This is a genomic window from Variovorax sp. UMC13 (assembly GCF_014170375.1).
Classification (GTDB): domain Bacteria; phylum Pseudomonadota; class Gammaproteobacteria; order Burkholderiales; family Burkholderiaceae_C; genus Variovorax.
This window is the reverse complement of record NZ_LZZW01000025.1, coordinates 19,864-33,940: the sequence shown is the minus strand read 5'-3', so window position 1 is coordinate 33,940 and position 14,077 is coordinate 19,864. Positions and strand designations below refer to the sequence as shown.

The following is a 14,077-nucleotide window of genomic DNA, read 5'->3' as shown; positions in this document are numbered from 1 at the left end:
CCGCGCCCCTGCCGCACATGCGACGGTGCGCGAAACGCTTTTGGTCATAATCCGCCGATGACGCCCTCGCCCTCCCCTGCGCCCGCCGACGCGGCCCTGCTGCCCCCGCATGCACCGCTGCCGCTCTACTACGGAGACGAGGATGAGCATCAAGCCTTCCTGCGTCGCATCTTCGATGACACCGCACCCGACTACGACCGCATCGAGCGCGTGCTGGCCTTCGGCTCGGGCCCCTGGTACCGCCGCAGCGCCCTGAAACGCGCCGGCCTGGTCGCCGGCGCGCAGGTGCTCGACGTGGGCATCGGCACCGGCCTGGTGGCCCGCGAGGCGCTGACGCTGATCGGCCCGACGGGCCGGCTGGTCGGGGTCGACCCCAGCGCCGGCATGATGAAGCAGATCGACCTGCCCGGTGTCGAACTGGTCGAGGGCAAGGCCGAGGCGCTGCCGCGGCCCGACGCCAGCAGCGATTTCCTCAGCATGGGCTACGCGCTGCGCCACATCAGCGACGTTGCGGCCGCTTTCGGCGAGTTCCATCGGGTGCTGCGTCCGGGCGGCCGGGTTGTCGTGCTCGAGATCAGCAAGCCCGAGAGCCGGCTCGGCACCCAACTGCTCAAGGGCTACATGCGCGCCGTGGTGCCGCTGATCGCCCGCTTCATCGGCAAGCGCAGCGACACGGCCGAGCTCTGGCGCTACTACTGGGACACGATCGAGGCCTGCATCCCGCCCGCGCAGGTGATGGACGCCCTGCGCGCCGCCGGCTTCCACGACGTGCAGCGCCATGTCGAGCTCGGCGTCTTCTCCGAATACACCGCGGTCAAGCCCGGATGACCCTGCAAGAAAACTCCCCCGAAAAGGACCCCACACGATGAGCGCACGTGAACCCGTCAAGGTGCCGCCGCTGCGGCTCGAGCGACTGTCGCTCGCCCAGGGCCTGGCCATGGCCGACAGCGGCCATCCGCCCTTCGGCGGCCTGGGCTACGGCCTGCACGAGAACCTGCCCTGGATGCCCAAGGTCGATGCGCGCGTGCTGTCCGACGGCGGCCCGATGGCCGACGTCTGGCATGCGCGCGGCGAGGTGCGCTCCGGCACCACCGGCGTGGTGCGCTGGCGCACCGACGGCCACTGGCTGCTGGGCGCGATCGACCTCGACGAGGCGGCCGAGCAGCAGGGCGTGGCCCGGCTGGCCGAGCGCGCCTACACCGACCTGTTCGTCGCCCTGCGGCAGAGCGGCTGCCCGCACCTGCAGCGCATCTGGAACTACCTGCCCCAGATCAACGGCGACGGCGGCGGCCTGGAGCGCTACCGCCAGTTCAACATGGGCCGCCAGCAGGCCTTCCTCGACGCGGGCCAGGCGGCCTTCGAAGGGGCGCCGGCCGCCTGCGCGCTGGGCATCCGCCAGGGCGCGCTGTGCATCCGCTTCCTGGCCGGCCAGATCGCGCCGCTGCCGGTCGAGAACCCGCGCCAGGTCTCGGCCTACCGCTACCCCGAGACCTACGGTCCGCGCTCCCCGACCTTCTCGCGCGCGGCCCTGGCCGATCTGGGCGACGGCCAGGTGGCGCTGTTCATCTCGGGCACGGCCAGCATCGTCGGGCACGAGACCGTGCACCTGGGCGACGTGCGCGCGCAGACCGAGGAGACGCTGCGCAACCTGGCGGCGGTGATCGGCGCCGCCAACGAGCGCACCGACGCCGGCTTCGCCCTGCCCCAACTGGAAGCCGTGGTCTACGTGCGCCACGTGGCCGACGCGCCGGTGGTGCGCGAGGTGCTCGAGTCGGTGCTGGGCGCGCAGGCCCCGACCGTGCGCCACGCGGTGTACCTCGAGGCCGACATCTGCCGCCAGGACCTGCTGGTGGAGATCGAGGCGCATGCCGTGGCCACGGGTTCCATCCGCCGATGAGCGACAGGACGGGCCGATGAGGAAGGTGCTGCGCCAGGGCCGCTCGGTCGCCCTCGCGCTGCCGCTCTACAGCCTGCTGCTGGGCCTGGGCCTGATCTCGCTGGGCTGGAACCTGGCCGCGATGCTGCTGCAGCCCCTGCTGCCGCCCCACGTCGGGCGTCCGCTGGGCCGGCGCGTGATCGCGGGGGCCTACCGGGCCTTCTGGACGATCGCCTCGCTGAGCGGGATGATGCGCATCGACGCGCGCTGCCTCGACGCGCTGCGCGACGAGCCCGGGCTGATCTTCGCCGCCAACCACCCCAGCATGCTCGACGCGCTGCTGCTGGTGGCCCGGCTGCCGCGCAGCGCCTGCATCATGAAGGCCGGGCTGATGAAGAACGTGTTCCTGGGCGCCGGCGCCCGGCTCGCGCACTACATCCGCAACGACTCGGCCCACACCATGGTGCGGCTGGCGGTGCAGGACCTGCGCCGCGGCGGGCAGCTGGTGATCTTCCCCGAGGGCACGCGCACCGTCGAGCCGCCGCTCAACAGCTTCCGGCCCGGCGTCACGCTGATCGCCAAGCTCGCGCCGGCGCCGATCCAGACCGTCTTCATCGACACCGACTCCCCCTATCTCGGAAAAGGATGGCCCCTGTGGCGCGTGCCGCCACTGCCGCTGGTCTTCACGCTGCGCCTGGGCGAGCGCTTTGCGCCTTCGCCCGACAGCGCCGCGCTGCTGCTGCAGTTAGAACAGTACTTCCGCCATTCCCTGGAACAGAGCGCCTCCGATGCGCCGCCCGCATGTCAGACCCTTCGCGCACCCATCTCGTCCTGATCCCGAGCTACAACACCGGAGAACGGCTCTTCTCCACCGTCAGCGCGGCACGCGCCCAATGGAACCCGGTCTGGGTCGTGATCGACGGCAGCACCGACGGCACCGGCGAGCGCATGCAACGCATGGCGGCCGAGGACCCGGGCCTGCGGGTCTGGGTGCTGCCGCAAAACCAGGGCAAGGGCGCGGCCGTGCTGCATGGCCTGAAGGTGGCGCAGCAGGCCGGCTTCACGCACGCGCTGACCATGGATTCCGACGGCCAGCACCCGGCCGACCTGATCCCGTCCTTCATGCAGGCCTCCCAGGCCCGGCCCGACACCATGGTGCTGGGCCGCCCGATCTTCGACGCCAGCGCGCCGCTGCTGCGGGTGCGCGGGCGCAAGCTGTCCAACGGCTGGACCCACATCGAGACGCTGTGCGCGGGCGTGGGCGATTCGCTCTACGGCTTCCGGATCTACCCCGTCGCGCCGCTGATCGCGGTGATGGAGCGCCAGCCCTGGATGCGCCGCTTCGACTTCGACACCGAGGCCGTGGTGCGCCTGGCCTGGGGCGGCGTCAAGCCGATCAACATCGACGCGCCGGTGAAGTACCTGAGCGCGGCCGAAGGCGGCGTCTCGCACTTCAACTACGTGCGCGACAACATCCTGCTGTCGTGGATGCACACGCGGCTGATGGCCGAATTCGTGCTGCGGCTGCCCTGGCTGGCCTGGAAGCGGCTGCGCCGCCTGCCACCCTTCCAGCCGTGATGCGGCCCGGTTTCGCCCTCGTCTCCCCTGTCCGCGCTCGCGCGTGCGCGGGCCCCTGACCCTCACCCCCCGCCGATGCCGCCCTACGCCCTTTCCCCCTGGACCGCCGAGATCGGCCTGCGCATGCGCAAGCTGTTCTGGCTCAAGCTGGTCGGCACCACCGCGATCACCACGCTGTTCTTCGTCGGCTACTTCCACGTGCTGCGCAACCCGGCCTACCCGGTGTTCGAGATGCCGCTGACCGCGCTCGACCGCTGGATCGGCTTCCAGCCCGAGGCGCTGTTCATCTACCTCACGCTGTGGCTCTACATCGGGGTCGGGCCGGGGCTGCAGCGCAGCTTCGCCGAGCTCAACGTCTACGGCCTGTGGCTTGGCGCGATGTGCCTCGCGGGCCTCGGCTTCTTCCATTTCTGGCCGACCGCCGTGCCGCCGCTGGGCTTCGACGTCTCGGGCTACCCCGGCTTCGCGATGCTCCAGGGCGTGGACGCGGCGGACAATGCCTGCCCCTCGCTGCATGTGGCGACCGCGATGTTCACCGTGATCCGGGTCGAGCAGGTGCTGCGCGACGCCGCGGCCCCGCGCTGGCTGCGCGCCTTCAACCTGCTGTGGTTCCTCGCTATCGCCTGGTCGACGCTGGCCGTCAAGCAGCATGTGGCGCTCGACGCGCTGGCCGGCGCGCTGCTGGGCCTCGCGTTTGCCCTGCCCTCGCTGCGCTGGAGACCCGCGCCGCAGCCGCTATCATCATCGAACAAGCATCGCACTGGGGGGCCCCTATCACCATGAGTTCGTTGAAGGAATTGCAGGATCTGATCCAGGAGAAATACGGCATCCCGTCGTCCGAACTCGATCCGCAGGCCTCCATGCGCGAGAAGGGCCTCGACTCCCTGGCCCTGGCCGAGTTCATCTTCGAGATCGAGGACAAGTTCGGCATCGAAGTGCCCGACGACAACCCGAACATCGACACGCTGGCCGAGCTCGCGGCCCTCGTGGACAAGGTCCGGGCCGCGAAGGTCGCGTGAACATGCATTCCGTGGCCGTCACCGGCCTCGGCGTGGTGGCGCCGCACGGCGACACGCCCGAGACCCTGTTCGCCGCGCTGCTGCGCGCCGAATCCGCGATCCACCCGGTCTTCCCCGAACTGCCCAAGCCCGCGGCCGCCGCGACCGTCGACTTCGACGCCGCGCGCTGGTTCACCAAGCTGCAGCTCGCGGGCGTCGACCGGGTGAGCCAGCTGGCCGTGGCGGCCGCCGACCTGGCGATGCGCGATGCCGGCCTCGAAGCGGGCGCCGTCGATCCGGAGCGCATCGGCGTCTTCGCCGGTTGCGGCATGGGCGGCGCGGCCGCACTCGACGCCGCCTACCGCGGCAACGGCCGCGTGCCGCCACTGACCATCCCCGCCTTCATGCCGAACGCGCCGGCCTCGCACGTCGCGATGCGCCAGCGCGCCCAGGGGCCGGTGCTGACCTATTCGGTGGCCTGTGCCTCGTCGTCGCTGGCCATCGCCGAGGCCGCCAAGGCGGTGCAGCGCGGCGAGGTCGACATCGCGATCGCGGGCGGCAGCGAAGCGCTGATCGTGCCCGGCGTGGTGCTGGCCTGGCAGGCCATGCAGACCCTTGCGGGCTTCGAGCCTGGCGAAGCCGCCACGGCGGTGCGTCCCTTCGCTGCTGATCGCAGCGGCTTCGCGCTGGGCGAAGGCGCGGCCTTCCTGGTGTTGGAATCGGCCGAGCATGCGCGCCGGCGCGGCACCCGGGTCTATGCCACCTTGGCCGGCTGGGGCAGCAGCTGCGATGCGACCCACCTCACCAAGCCCGACGCCGAAGGCCAGGCCCGCGCGCTGCGCCAGGCGCTGAAACAGGCGGACCTGAAGCCGGGCGACGTGGGCTACTGCAATGCCCATGGCACCGCCACGCGCATCGGCGACGTGGTGGAGCGCGAGGCACTGGCACTCGTCTGGGGCGAGCAGCTGGACGGGTTGCGCGTGAGTTCGACCAAGGCGCTGCACGGCCACCTGCTGGGTGCCGCCGGCGCGCTCGAAGCCGTGATCACGGTGATGGCGCTGCGCGAGCGGCAGCTGCCGCCGAATGCGCATTGCGCATCGCCCGACCCGGCCTGTGCGCTGAACCTGGTGCGCGAAGCCGACGTTCAGGCGCCGGCGCTCGAAGCGGCGATCAGCAGTTCCTTCGCCTTCGGCGGCACGAACTCGGCGCTGGTCTTCACGCGTTAGATCATCCCGCCGTTGATCGAAATGACCTGGCCCGTGATGTAGGCCGCCTCGGAACTTGCCAGGAAGCCCGCAAGCGAAGCCACCTCCTCGGGCGTGCCCGCGCGCTTGGCCGGCACCATCTGCTGGATCAGCGCCGGGTCGAACACCGCGTCGGCCATCGGCGAGGCGATGATGCCGGGCGCGATGGCGTTGACCGTCACGCCGCGTGCCGCGACCTCCAACGACAGGGCCTTGGTCGCGCTGTTGAGCGCGCCCTTGGCGGCGGCGTAGTTGACCTGGCCGCGGTTGCCGGTCAGCGAGGCGACCGAGGAGATGTTGAGGATCCGGCCCCAGCGCGTGCGCAGCATGGGCAGCAGCAGCGGCTGGGTCACGCGGAAGAAGCCGTTGAGCGAGACGTCGATCACCTTGTGCCATTGCTCGGGCCGCATGCCCGGCAGCACCGCGTCGTCGTGCACGCCGGCGTTGTTCACGACGATCTGAACCGGGCCGCCCGCGAGCATCGCGGCGCAGCCAGCGGCCGTGCCCTCGTCGCTGCGCAGGTCGAACACATGGCATTCGGCGCTGCCGCCGGCCGCGGTGATGGTGGCGGCCAGCTCCTCGATGGCCTGCGGACGCGAGCTCGCATGCAGCAGCACGGTGGCGCCGTCGCGCGCCAGGCGTTGCGCGATGGCCGCGCCCAGGGCGCCGCTGGCGCCGGTGATCAATGCACGTTTTCCGGAAAGGCTCATGGGGGTCATTCGTTGGGGGCGGGAGCGAGCGGCGTGTTGAGCACGACGACGGCGCGGCCTTCGGCCAGCAGGCGGTCGGCCGCATCCTTCACCGCGAATTCGTAGAGCACCTGGCGCGCGTCGCCCGACAGCCGGCGCGCCTGCACCCGCAGCGCGCCATCGACGTCGTCGAAGCGATCGACCGCGAAGCGCACACCGCGCGCGCTGGCCAGGAAGCCGGCCGAGGGTTCGGCACCCTCCGGGGCCAGCAGCCCGCCGTGCAGCGCCATGGCCTGCGCGGCGTACTCGATCAGGTTGGGCGCCATCAGGCCGCTGGCGGTGCGCAGCGGGTTGTCGGGCAAGCGGTGGCTCTCGGTGCTGCAGTGGATCGCTTCCGCGTCCCAGGCGTCGAGTCGGTCGAGCAGGCACATGCTGCCGCTGTGGGGAATGCGCCGGGCGATGCCGGCGCGGTCGAGGGTCTGAGGGGTCATGGAGGGACGGTCGGAAGGTCGGCCACCAGCAGCACGTTCGCGAACGGCGTGCCCTGGCTCATGGGAACAATCTGCACGCTGAAGCCCAGCCGGGACAGCAGCGCGGTCCACTCGGCCAGCGGCCTGCCCCAGGTGCGCGCGGTGCCGTGGCCGCGCACGAACAGCACGGCGCGGTCCACCCACTGCGTGAACGCGAAGGCGCGCCCGCTCGCGGCATCGCACACGCGCAGCAGCAGCCGCCCGCCGGGCGCCAGCGCATCGCGCACACGGTGCAGCAGAGCCTCCTGCGCGTGCAGGTCGACATAGTGCAGCACGTCGAAGATCGCGACCAGGTCGCAGGCCGGCAGCGTGGCGGTGCGCATGTCGGCGCACAGCAAGGTCGGCGCTGGCTCCAGGTGCGCGATCGACGCGCGCGCACGCGCCACGTCGTTGGGCATGAGTTCGATGCCGGTGTACTCGGCACGCGCGGGCGTGGCGGCCCAGTGCGCGGGCCAGTGCCCTTGCGCCTGCATGCCCGCCATGGCCGACAGCAGGCTCGCGAGCAGGCTCTGGCCGCTGCCGATGTCGACCACGCGCGCACGCGTGGCGTCGAGCAGGCCGCGTTCGATCACGCCGCGGAAGATCGGGTCGCGGCCTAGCTTGCCGCGCGCGAAATGCCAGGCGAAGCGGCCGGACTGGCGGTACGGTGCCGAGGCGGTTTCGTGCAGGCGGCGCCAGGCCGCGTCGGTCGAGGCCCCGCTCATTCGGCCAGTCCTTCGGCCAGCGTGACGGCGCGCAGGCCCTGGGCCTCGAAGCGCGCCAGCAGCGGGGGCAGCACCTCCAGCAGCACCGGCCGGCCGGCTGCGGTGCGCGCGGCGTTGCCGTCGTGCAGCAGCAGGATGTCGCCGGCCGCCAGACCGCGCGTGAGACGGGCCAGCACCTTGGCCGGATCGTGCTCGCGGGTGTCGAAGCCGCGCCGGGTCCAGCTCACCAGCGACAGGCCGAGCCGGCGCAGCACCGGCGCGAGAAAAGGGTTGCGCAGGCCGGCCGGCGCGCGAAAGCACTGCGGGCGCCGGCCCGTGACCTCGGTCAGCAGATCCTGCGCGCGTGAAATTTCGGCCGCATAGCCGCGCGGTCCGAGCAGCGAGAAGTTGTGCCGATGCCGCGCCGTGTGGTTCTCGATGCCGTGGCCGCGCGCGACGATCTCGCGCGCCAGTGCGGGATGGGCCGCGACGCGTTCGGCGATGCAGAAGAAGGTGGCGCGCTGGCCGTGCACATCGAGCAGGTCCAGCACCTGCGGCGTGACCTCGGGGTCGGGGCCGTCGTCGATGGTCAGCGCGACTTCGCGGCGCGCCACCGCCGCGGCCGGCAGCCGCGTGACGTTGGGCCCCAGCAGTCGGCTGCGCGGCGTGAGGCCGGCGCCCGTGACCAGCGCATGGTTGAGCACCACCGCGCCGATGGCCCATGGCCAGGCACCCGGCACCCACAGGCCCGCGCCCAGCGCGGCCAGGTGGACCACCGCGCTGGCCGTGAACACGGGCGGCAGCGGTGCGGGGGGCGGGTCGGTGGCGAAGGACATGACGCGCCTTTGTACCTCAGCGCGCGCGCCGTTTGCCGAATGCCGCCGACAGGAGCAAGGCCAAGAGCGCGCCCGGCGCCACCACCCGGCCGATCGCCGAGAGCGCGGGAATGTCGGAGATCGCGATCAGCCCGAAGGACACCACGGTCGTCAGGTTGGCCAGCATCAGCGAGGCCAGCGTGTCCTCGTCGGCGCGGCCGGTTTCCTGCAGCTGGTCGAAGAACAGCGCGTAGTTGGAGCCCACCGCGACGATCAGCAGCAGGCCGACCAGGTGCAGGATGCCTAGCGGCACCTGCAGCACGGCCATGCCGCCCAGGGTGAGCACCACCGCCAGCAGCAGCGGCTGGCACACCGCCACCAGCCGGCGCAGCGAGCGCAAGTAGAGGCCCAGCAGCACCACCACCGCAAGCGCGCCCAGCAGCACCTGCACGAAGGCCTCGTGCAGGTAGCGCGCATAGAGGCTGCCCAGCTCGTCGCCGATGTCGACCACCTGCACCTCGGGCAGCGGCGCGAGCGCGGCGGCGAGCTTGCGCTTGTCGAAGCGATCGGTCGGGTGCAGCGCGATCAGCGCCGACCATCCTCCCCCCGGGCGCTCGAACAGCAGCGCGCGCACCACCGGTGCCATCGGCCCCTGGGCCAGGTCGGCGCGCGTGATCGGCGCGAGCGCGCGCGCCGTGTCGACCGCGGCGATGAAGGGTTCGAAACGCTCGGGCTTCAGCGGCAGGCCGGTGACGGCCTCGTTCAGGCGCGTGCGCAAGGTGGCGGTGTCGGGCAGGCTCGCGAGGCGTGCCTGTTGCGTGGCGATGCTGGGCAGCATGCGGGTCACGGTCTCGAAACCGCTCAACTGGCCTTCGCTCACCAGGGTGTCGAGCTTCGCGCCGGCGGCTTCGGTGGCGCGCAGTGCGGCCTGCTCGTCGGCCGCCTGGATCACCACCAGCGTGCCGCCGTCGCTGGCGCCGATGTCGGCGCGCAGGGACGCATCGAGCTCCTGCGAAGCCTTGGAGATCGGGCTCATCGACGACAGGCTGGCGCGCCACAGCTCGCCGCCCTGCCAGGCCATCAGGGCCACGGCCGCGATGCCCAGCACGATGAAGGTCATGCGCAGCCGCGGCAGGGCATCGACGATGCCGCCGGCCAGCCGCGCCATCTGGCGGCGCATGCCCATGCCGGTGGCGCCGTCGGGCGCGAGCATCGGCAGGCCGTGGCGCGTGACCAGGGCCGCGGCCACCAGGCCGGCGATCGAGAACACGCCCAGTTGCGCCAGGCCCGGGAAGCCCGAGAACAGCAAGGCCGCGAAGCCGCAGACCGAGGTCAGCAGGCCCAGCCGCACCGTCGGCCAGTTGAGGTCGCGCCAGCGCTGCCAGCCGGTGCCGCGCACGGCCGCGCCACGCGCCTGGATCAGGTAGTAGATCGCGTAGTCGACGGTCTCGCCGATCAGCGTGCTGCCGAAGCCCATGGTGAGCCCGTGCACCGAGCCGAACACCAGCGCCACGGCGGCCGTGCCGGCCACCACGCCGGTCAGCACCGGCAGCAGCGCGATCACCAGCGCCTTGGGCGACGCGAAGGCCGCGAGCAGCAGGCAGCCCATGACGATGGCGCCCACGATCGCGAGGTGGATCGCTTCGCCCTTGATCTTGTCACGGCTCTGGACCGAGAACACCGGCGCGCCGCTCAACTGCAGCTTCGGCGCCTCGGCGCCCATGCCCTGGGTGGCCTTCGCGTACTCGGCCTCGATCGCCGCGATGCCCGCGGCCTGCGCGTCGAGGTCGCTGCCCGAAGCGGTGGTGGTGGCCAGCAGCATGGCGCGCGGCGCGCTGCGCGACACCCACACGCCCTCCTCCGTGCGCGGCGAGGTCGCCGGGATCATCTCCTCGGCGATGCGCTGGGTCTCGCCGGTCGGGTCGCGCTCGAACAGCGGCCGCACCATGTTGCCGGCCGGCGTGCCCAGCAGCGACAGCGAGTCGTTGATCGCGTCGCGCAGGCCTTCGACGCCGAAGCGTTCGGGCGAGACCGCGGGCGAGAGCTGGTAGCGGCGGTCGAAGACGAAGGTGCCGGCCTCCTTCCACTCGCTGTGGTCGCCGTTCTGCACCTGCTCGAACAGCCCGCTGGCCCGCATGCCCTTGCCCAGCGCGCGCGACACGTCGGCGCGCTGCGCCGCGTCCTTGCCGCCTTCGAGCCCGACCATCAGCGTGCGCGAGGCCACGCCGCTCTGCAGCTGCTCGATCAGCACGCGCTGGCGCGCATCGGGGCTGGCGGGCAGGAAGGCCGAGAGGTCGGCGCTGAAATGCGTGCGCGAGATCACGGCCACGCCGGCCAGCACCGCCGCCAGCCACAGCAGCAGCACCCCGATGCGACGCGTGCGGCTCGGGCCGGCGTTCATCGCTTGGGCGAGATGGTCATGATCGACCGGTCGCCACCGCGGAATTCCATCTCCACGCCCAGCACCTCGCCGGCCTTGCCGCTCAGGCGCAGCGCCGCGATCTGCGACGACAGGCGCGCATCGAGCGGCGCCAGGTCGAGCGCCCAGGCGTCGGCGTTGCCGCTCACGGTGGGCTTGAAGTAGCGCTGCAGCACCTGCGGGTTGCCGGCCAGCGTGGCGCGCATGGCCTCGACCAGGCCCTGGATCTCGGGCACGCTGTCGAGCGTCATGTTGCGGGTGCGGCCGCTGCGCGACAGCACCAGGTTGTTGCCGTCGACCGCCATGGTCTCGGGCCGCGGCGTGAGCGTGCGCCGCACCAGCTGGTCGGGCGCGGTGAAGCTCAGGGTGCCGCTGGCCGCCAGCGGGCCGTCGACACCCCGCACGTAGCGCTGTTCGGTGAAGGTGGCCTCGCCCTGCTTCTGGCGGGCCAGCAGGCCCATCAGCTCGTTGAAGTCGAAGGCCCAGGCCGGCGCGGCCGCGCACAGCAACAGCGCCACGGCCCAGCGGGCGCGGCGCAGGCCGCCGTCAATGCGCATCTTCAAGCCAGAAATCATGGAAGTTGAACCAGTTGTAGGGGTGCTCGCGGCACAGGGCCTCGAGTCGCAGCACATAGGCTTCGACGGCGGCGCGGATGCGGCGTTCCCGTTCGGCCGGGTCGGCCAGGCGTTCGCTGAAATCGGCCAAGGGCTCGAAGCGGACATCGTAGCTTGCGCCCCCCAGGTACAGCCCGGCCATGAAGAAGACCTTGCGGCGCAGCAGCGCGGCCAGCCGGAACGGCCCGTCGCTGAAGGTCGCGGGCTGGCCCAGGAAAGGCAGCACGATGTCGTTGCTGCGCTGTGCCGCTTCCTCGCCGGCCGGCAGCGTGCGGTCGGCCAGCAGGCCGCCCAGTCCGCCGCCGTCGAGCCAGTCGCGCAGGTCGAGCATGGAATGCGGGCGCCCCAGCGCGATGATGTGCGGGCGCAGTTCCGGCAGGCTGATGGCTTCGAGGATGGCCGAGATGCGCTGCGCGTTGTCGGTGAACATCAGCATCGCCAGCCGTAGCTGCGACTGGTCGTCGCTGTGCTGGCGGCAGGCACCCATGGCTTCGAAGCTGCCCATGTGGGCGCCGAGCATGAAGGCGCCCCGGCCGGCGTCGATCTCGGCATGCACCGCCTGCTGCCCGCTGATCCGCACCTCAAACAGGTCCATGCGCCCGCGCAGGAAGTAGACCCGGTCGAGCACGGTCGAGGCGAAGGTGTGGAGCAACCGGTAGCCGTCGGCCCAGCCCGCCTTCGGGCCGATGGCGCGGAACAAATAGCGCTTGATGTGGCGCCGCGGCGTCGGGTCGAGGAGCAGGAAGTAGAGGCAGATCGGCGGCAGGATCAGCCGCGTGAGCCGGCGCCCGCAGGTCAGCGCCAGCCAGCAGATGAAGCGCAGCGCGAGCATGTTGCTGCGCTCGGGCCGGTGGGCCCAGCCGCCGGCCTCCGGCTTCTTCACGCCGATGTCTTCGCCCGCCATCAGGCCGGGTCCGACGCGGTCCAGCGTCCGCTGGCCGCGACCACGTCGCCGCAGCGGACTTCGAACTTCACGCCGCGCGCCGCGCCCGTCTCGGGTTGCAGCGCGATCTCGATGCGCGCGCCGGGCCGCACCGGCGACAGGAACTTGACCGCCGCCAGGGTCGGATGCGGGCCCAGGCGCGCGGCCATCGCGGGCACGCGCCGCAGGGCCTCCAGCACCTCCGACACCAGCAGCGCGCCGGGCACCAGCGGCTGGCCCGGGAAATGGCCGGCGAACACCGGGTGGTCGGCCGGCACCTCGTGGCCGACCTGCACCGGTGTGTCGTCGGACGCCAGCTGCGACAGCGCGAACTCGCGCAGCGAACGCACCGTGAGCTTGCCCGTGCCCTCGCGCGGCAGCGCGGCCACGTGCACCACGCGGCGCGGCACGAAGACCGATTCCAGCCGATGGCGCAGGGCCGCAATGACCTCCGCGCTCGACAGCCCGGGCGCGACCACGAAGGCCACGGGCCGCACCACGCCATCGCTGACCTCGTCGGGCAGCCAGAAGGCGCCGTCCTCGATGCCGGGGATGCTGTTGAGGTGGTAGTTGAGGTGGCCCAGCGAGCTGCGCTTGCCGGCCACGTGGATCAGGTCGTTGGCCCGGCCGAACAGGCGGAACCGCCGGTCGTCCAGCAGCTCGAGCACGTCGGCCATGGGCGTGGGCTCGGGGATGAAATCGCCGTCGAAGACGAACTGCTCGGCGCCGTCGGCCCCGGCCTGCGCCGTCACGCGGATCTGGCCGAAGGTCTCCCAGACCTCGCTCTGCGTGGGCCGGCGCGTCGCGACCTGGCCCGACTCGGTGCAGCCGTAGATCTCGACCAGCACGCCACCGGTCGCCTGCTCGGCCTGCGCGGCCAGCTGCGGCGACAGCGGCGCGGTGGCCGAAAGGATCAGGTCCACCGGCGGAATCTCCAGGCCCGACAGCAGCAGCGTCTTCAAATGGAAAGGCGTGGTGACCAGCGCGCGCGGACGCGGCACCGCCGCCAGCGCGGCCACGATGTCGGCCGGGAAGAAGGGCCGGCCCGCGTCGAAGGCCGCGCCGCCCAGCAGCGCGAGCAGCGCCGAGGACTCGAGGCCATAGCTGTGCTGCACCGGCACCGTGGCCACCACCGTCACGCCGGCCAGCGAGGGCCGTTGCAGGAAGTCGGCCAGCCGGCCCACCGCGGCCGCCACGTCGCCGACCAGCGTGTCCCAGCGCTTGGCATGCGGCTGCGGCGTGCCGGTGGAGCCCGAGGTCAGCAGGCTCACCGCGTGCAGGCCGCCATCGATGGCGGGCACGGTGATGCCGTCGCCCTCGCGCGGCGCATCGCCGCCGACCTCGACCAGCACCTTGGGCATGCCCGGGGTGGACAGCGAGGGCTCGTCGGTCACGGCCGTGAGCGCGCCGTGCGTCTCGACCAGCCGCGCCATGGTCTCGGGCCGCGCATCGGGCGGCAGCAGGCTGGCCTGGCCGCGCAGCAGCGCCGCGCCCAGCGCCACCGAGAAGGCGTAGCGGTCGTTGCACAGGTTGACCACCGGGCCGGTGGCGGGCATGCGCTCGGCCTGCCGCGCGACGTCGGCCAGGAAGGCATGACCCGAGACCGGCACACCGGCCCGCCAGGCCAGCGGCGCGGCAAGGTCACGCGGCGCCAGCAGCGCCAGGAAGGAGGAATCGTTCTTCGACATGCGCGGTCCGGTGGGCAACGG

The 14,077-nt window shown here is 72.0% G+C and carries 15 protein-coding genes; 7 read left to right on the top strand and 8 right to left on the bottom strand.

Features of this window, described 5'->3' with window-relative positions; genetic code table 11:
• The first annotated feature begins 57 nt into the window (after positions 1–57).
• The 7 genes from A9977_RS20905 (at position 58) to A9977_RS20875 (ending at position 5,678) form a co-directional block, all read left to right on the top strand.
• Entirely contained in the window at positions 58–828 is a 771-nt protein-coding gene (locus tag A9977_RS20905) for a class I SAM-dependent methyltransferase (protein WP_183026815.1), read from the top strand.
• A 37-nt stretch (positions 829–865) separates the two neighbouring features.
• Entirely contained in the window at positions 866–1,897 is a 1,032-nt protein-coding gene (locus tag A9977_RS20900) for a hypothetical protein (protein ID WP_183026814.1), read from the top strand.
• Between the two features lie 16 nt (positions 1,898–1,913).
• Positions 1,914–2,711: a 1-acyl-sn-glycerol-3-phosphate acyltransferase gene (locus tag A9977_RS20895; RefSeq protein WP_183026813.1), complete on the top strand. Its 798-nt coding sequence runs from the start codon at positions 1,914–1,916 to the stop codon at positions 2,709–2,711.
• Positions 2,678–3,454, top strand: a complete 777-nt coding sequence (locus tag A9977_RS20890; RefSeq protein ID WP_183026812.1) for a glycosyltransferase family 2 protein — start codon at positions 2,678–2,680, stop codon at positions 3,452–3,454. The genes A9977_RS20895 and A9977_RS20890 overlap by 34 nt, the downstream gene beginning before the upstream one ends.
• A gap of 75 nt (positions 3,455–3,529) precedes the next feature.
• On the top strand, positions 3,530–4,237 hold the full coding sequence (locus A9977_RS20885; protein WP_183026811.1) for a phosphatase PAP2 family protein: 708 nt from the start codon (positions 3,530–3,532) through the stop codon (positions 4,235–4,237).
• Positions 4,234–4,473 (top strand): acyl carrier protein, encoded by a 240-nt coding sequence (locus tag A9977_RS20880; RefSeq protein ID WP_183026810.1) that lies wholly within the window; start codon positions 4,234–4,236, stop codon positions 4,471–4,473. The genes A9977_RS20885 and A9977_RS20880 overlap by 4 nt, the downstream gene beginning before the upstream one ends.
• A 2-nt stretch (positions 4,474–4,475) precedes the next feature.
• On the top strand, positions 4,476–5,678 hold the full coding sequence (locus A9977_RS20875; RefSeq protein WP_183026981.1) for a beta-ketoacyl synthase: 1,203 nt from the start codon (positions 4,476–4,478) through the stop codon (positions 5,676–5,678).
• On the opposite strand, the gene fabG is transcribed toward A9977_RS20875, so the two are convergent.
• From fabG to A9977_RS20835, 8 genes are read right to left on the bottom strand one after another with little or no spacing between them, the layout of a single operon-like run.
• Entirely contained in the window at positions 5,675–6,406 is a 732-nt protein-coding gene (gene fabG / locus A9977_RS20870; protein WP_183026809.1) for a 3-oxoacyl-ACP reductase FabG, read from the bottom strand. The two genes, A9977_RS20875 and fabG, sit on opposite strands and share 4 nt — an antisense overlap.
• 5 nt (positions 6,407–6,411) lie before the next feature.
• Positions 6,412–6,876, bottom strand: a complete 465-nt coding sequence (locus A9977_RS20865; protein WP_183026808.1) for a hydroxymyristoyl-ACP dehydratase — start codon at positions 6,874–6,876, stop codon at positions 6,412–6,414.
• A complete protein-coding gene (locus tag A9977_RS20860) occupies positions 6,873–7,619 on the bottom strand; it encodes a trans-aconitate 2-methyltransferase (RefSeq protein ID WP_183026807.1) in 747 nt (248 codons plus the stop codon). The genes A9977_RS20865 and A9977_RS20860 overlap by 4 nt, the downstream gene beginning before the upstream one ends.
• Positions 7,616–8,434 (bottom strand): polysaccharide deacetylase family protein, encoded by an 819-nt coding sequence (locus A9977_RS20855; protein ID WP_183026806.1) that lies wholly within the window; start codon positions 8,432–8,434, stop codon positions 7,616–7,618. The genes A9977_RS20860 and A9977_RS20855 overlap by 4 nt, the downstream gene beginning before the upstream one ends.
• 16 nt (positions 8,435–8,450) lie before the next feature.
• Complete coding sequence (locus A9977_RS20850; RefSeq protein ID WP_183026805.1) at positions 8,451–10,814, bottom strand: MMPL family transporter; 2,364 nt, start codon at positions 10,812–10,814, stop codon at positions 8,451–8,453.
• Entirely contained in the window at positions 10,811–11,389 is a 579-nt protein-coding gene (locus tag A9977_RS20845) for an outer membrane lipoprotein carrier protein LolA (RefSeq protein WP_259652086.1), read from the bottom strand. The genes A9977_RS20850 and A9977_RS20845 overlap by 4 nt, the downstream gene beginning before the upstream one ends.
• A complete protein-coding gene (locus A9977_RS20840; protein ID WP_183026803.1) occupies positions 11,379–12,350 on the bottom strand; it encodes an acyl-CoA synthetase in 972 nt (323 codons plus the stop codon). The genes A9977_RS20845 and A9977_RS20840 overlap by 11 nt, the downstream gene beginning before the upstream one ends.
• The gene (locus tag A9977_RS20835; RefSeq protein ID WP_183026802.1) at positions 12,350–14,056 is read right to left on the bottom strand and encodes an AMP-binding protein; all 1,707 of its coding nucleotides are present in this window, start codon (positions 14,054–14,056) and stop codon (positions 12,350–12,352) included. Before A9977_RS20835 ends, A9977_RS20840 begins: the two co-directional genes overlap by 1 nt.
• Positions 14,057–14,077 lie beyond the last annotated feature (21 nt).

Excerpts from the sequence above, each read along its gene's own strand:
- A9977_RS20905 (WP_183026815.1), top strand. The coding sequence starts at position 58 with ATGACGCCCTCGCCCTCCCCTGCGCCCGCCGACGCGGCCCTGCTGCCC.
- A9977_RS20900 (WP_183026814.1), top strand. The coding sequence starts at position 866 with ATGAGCGCACGTGAACCCGTCAAGGTGCCGCCGCTGCGGCTCGAGCGA.
- A9977_RS20895 (WP_183026813.1), top strand. The coding sequence starts at position 1,914 with ATGAGGAAGGTGCTGCGCCAGGGCCGCTCGGTCGCCCTCGCGCTGCCG.
- A9977_RS20890 (WP_183026812.1), top strand. The coding sequence starts at position 2,678 with ATGTCAGACCCTTCGCGCACCCATCTCGTCCTGATCCCGAGCTACAAC.
- A9977_RS20885 (WP_183026811.1), top strand. The coding sequence starts at position 3,530 with ATGCCGCCCTACGCCCTTTCCCCCTGGACCGCCGAGATCGGCCTGCGC.
- A9977_RS20880 (WP_183026810.1), top strand. The coding sequence starts at position 4,234 with ATGAGTTCGTTGAAGGAATTGCAGGATCTGATCCAGGAGAAATACGGC.
- A9977_RS20875 (WP_183026981.1), top strand. The coding sequence starts at position 4,476 with ATGCATTCCGTGGCCGTCACCGGCCTCGGCGTGGTGGCGCCGCACGGC.
- fabG (WP_183026809.1), bottom strand. The coding sequence starts at position 6,406 with ATGAGCCTTTCCGGAAAACGTGCATTGATCACCGGCGCCAGCGGCGCC.
- A9977_RS20865 (WP_183026808.1), bottom strand. The coding sequence starts at position 6,876 with ATGACCCCTCAGACCCTCGACCGCGCCGGCATCGCCCGGCGCATTCCC.
- A9977_RS20860 (WP_183026807.1), bottom strand. The coding sequence starts at position 7,619 with ATGAGCGGGGCCTCGACCGACGCGGCCTGGCGCCGCCTGCACGAAACC.
- A9977_RS20855 (WP_183026806.1), bottom strand. The coding sequence starts at position 8,434 with ATGTCCTTCGCCACCGACCCGCCCCCCGCACCGCTGCCGCCCGTGTTC.
- A9977_RS20850 (WP_183026805.1), bottom strand. The coding sequence starts at position 10,814 with ATGAACGCCGGCCCGAGCCGCACGCGTCGCATCGGGGTGCTGCTGCTG.
- A9977_RS20845 (WP_259652086.1), bottom strand. The coding sequence starts at position 11,389 with ATGCGCATTGACGGCGGCCTGCGCCGCGCCCGCTGGGCCGTGGCGCTG.
- A9977_RS20840 (WP_183026803.1), bottom strand. The coding sequence starts at position 12,350 with ATGGCGGGCGAAGACATCGGCGTGAAGAAGCCGGAGGCCGGCGGCTGG.
- A9977_RS20835 (WP_183026802.1), bottom strand. The coding sequence starts at position 14,056 with ATGTCGAAGAACGATTCCTCCTTCCTGGCGCTGCTGGCGCCGCGTGAC.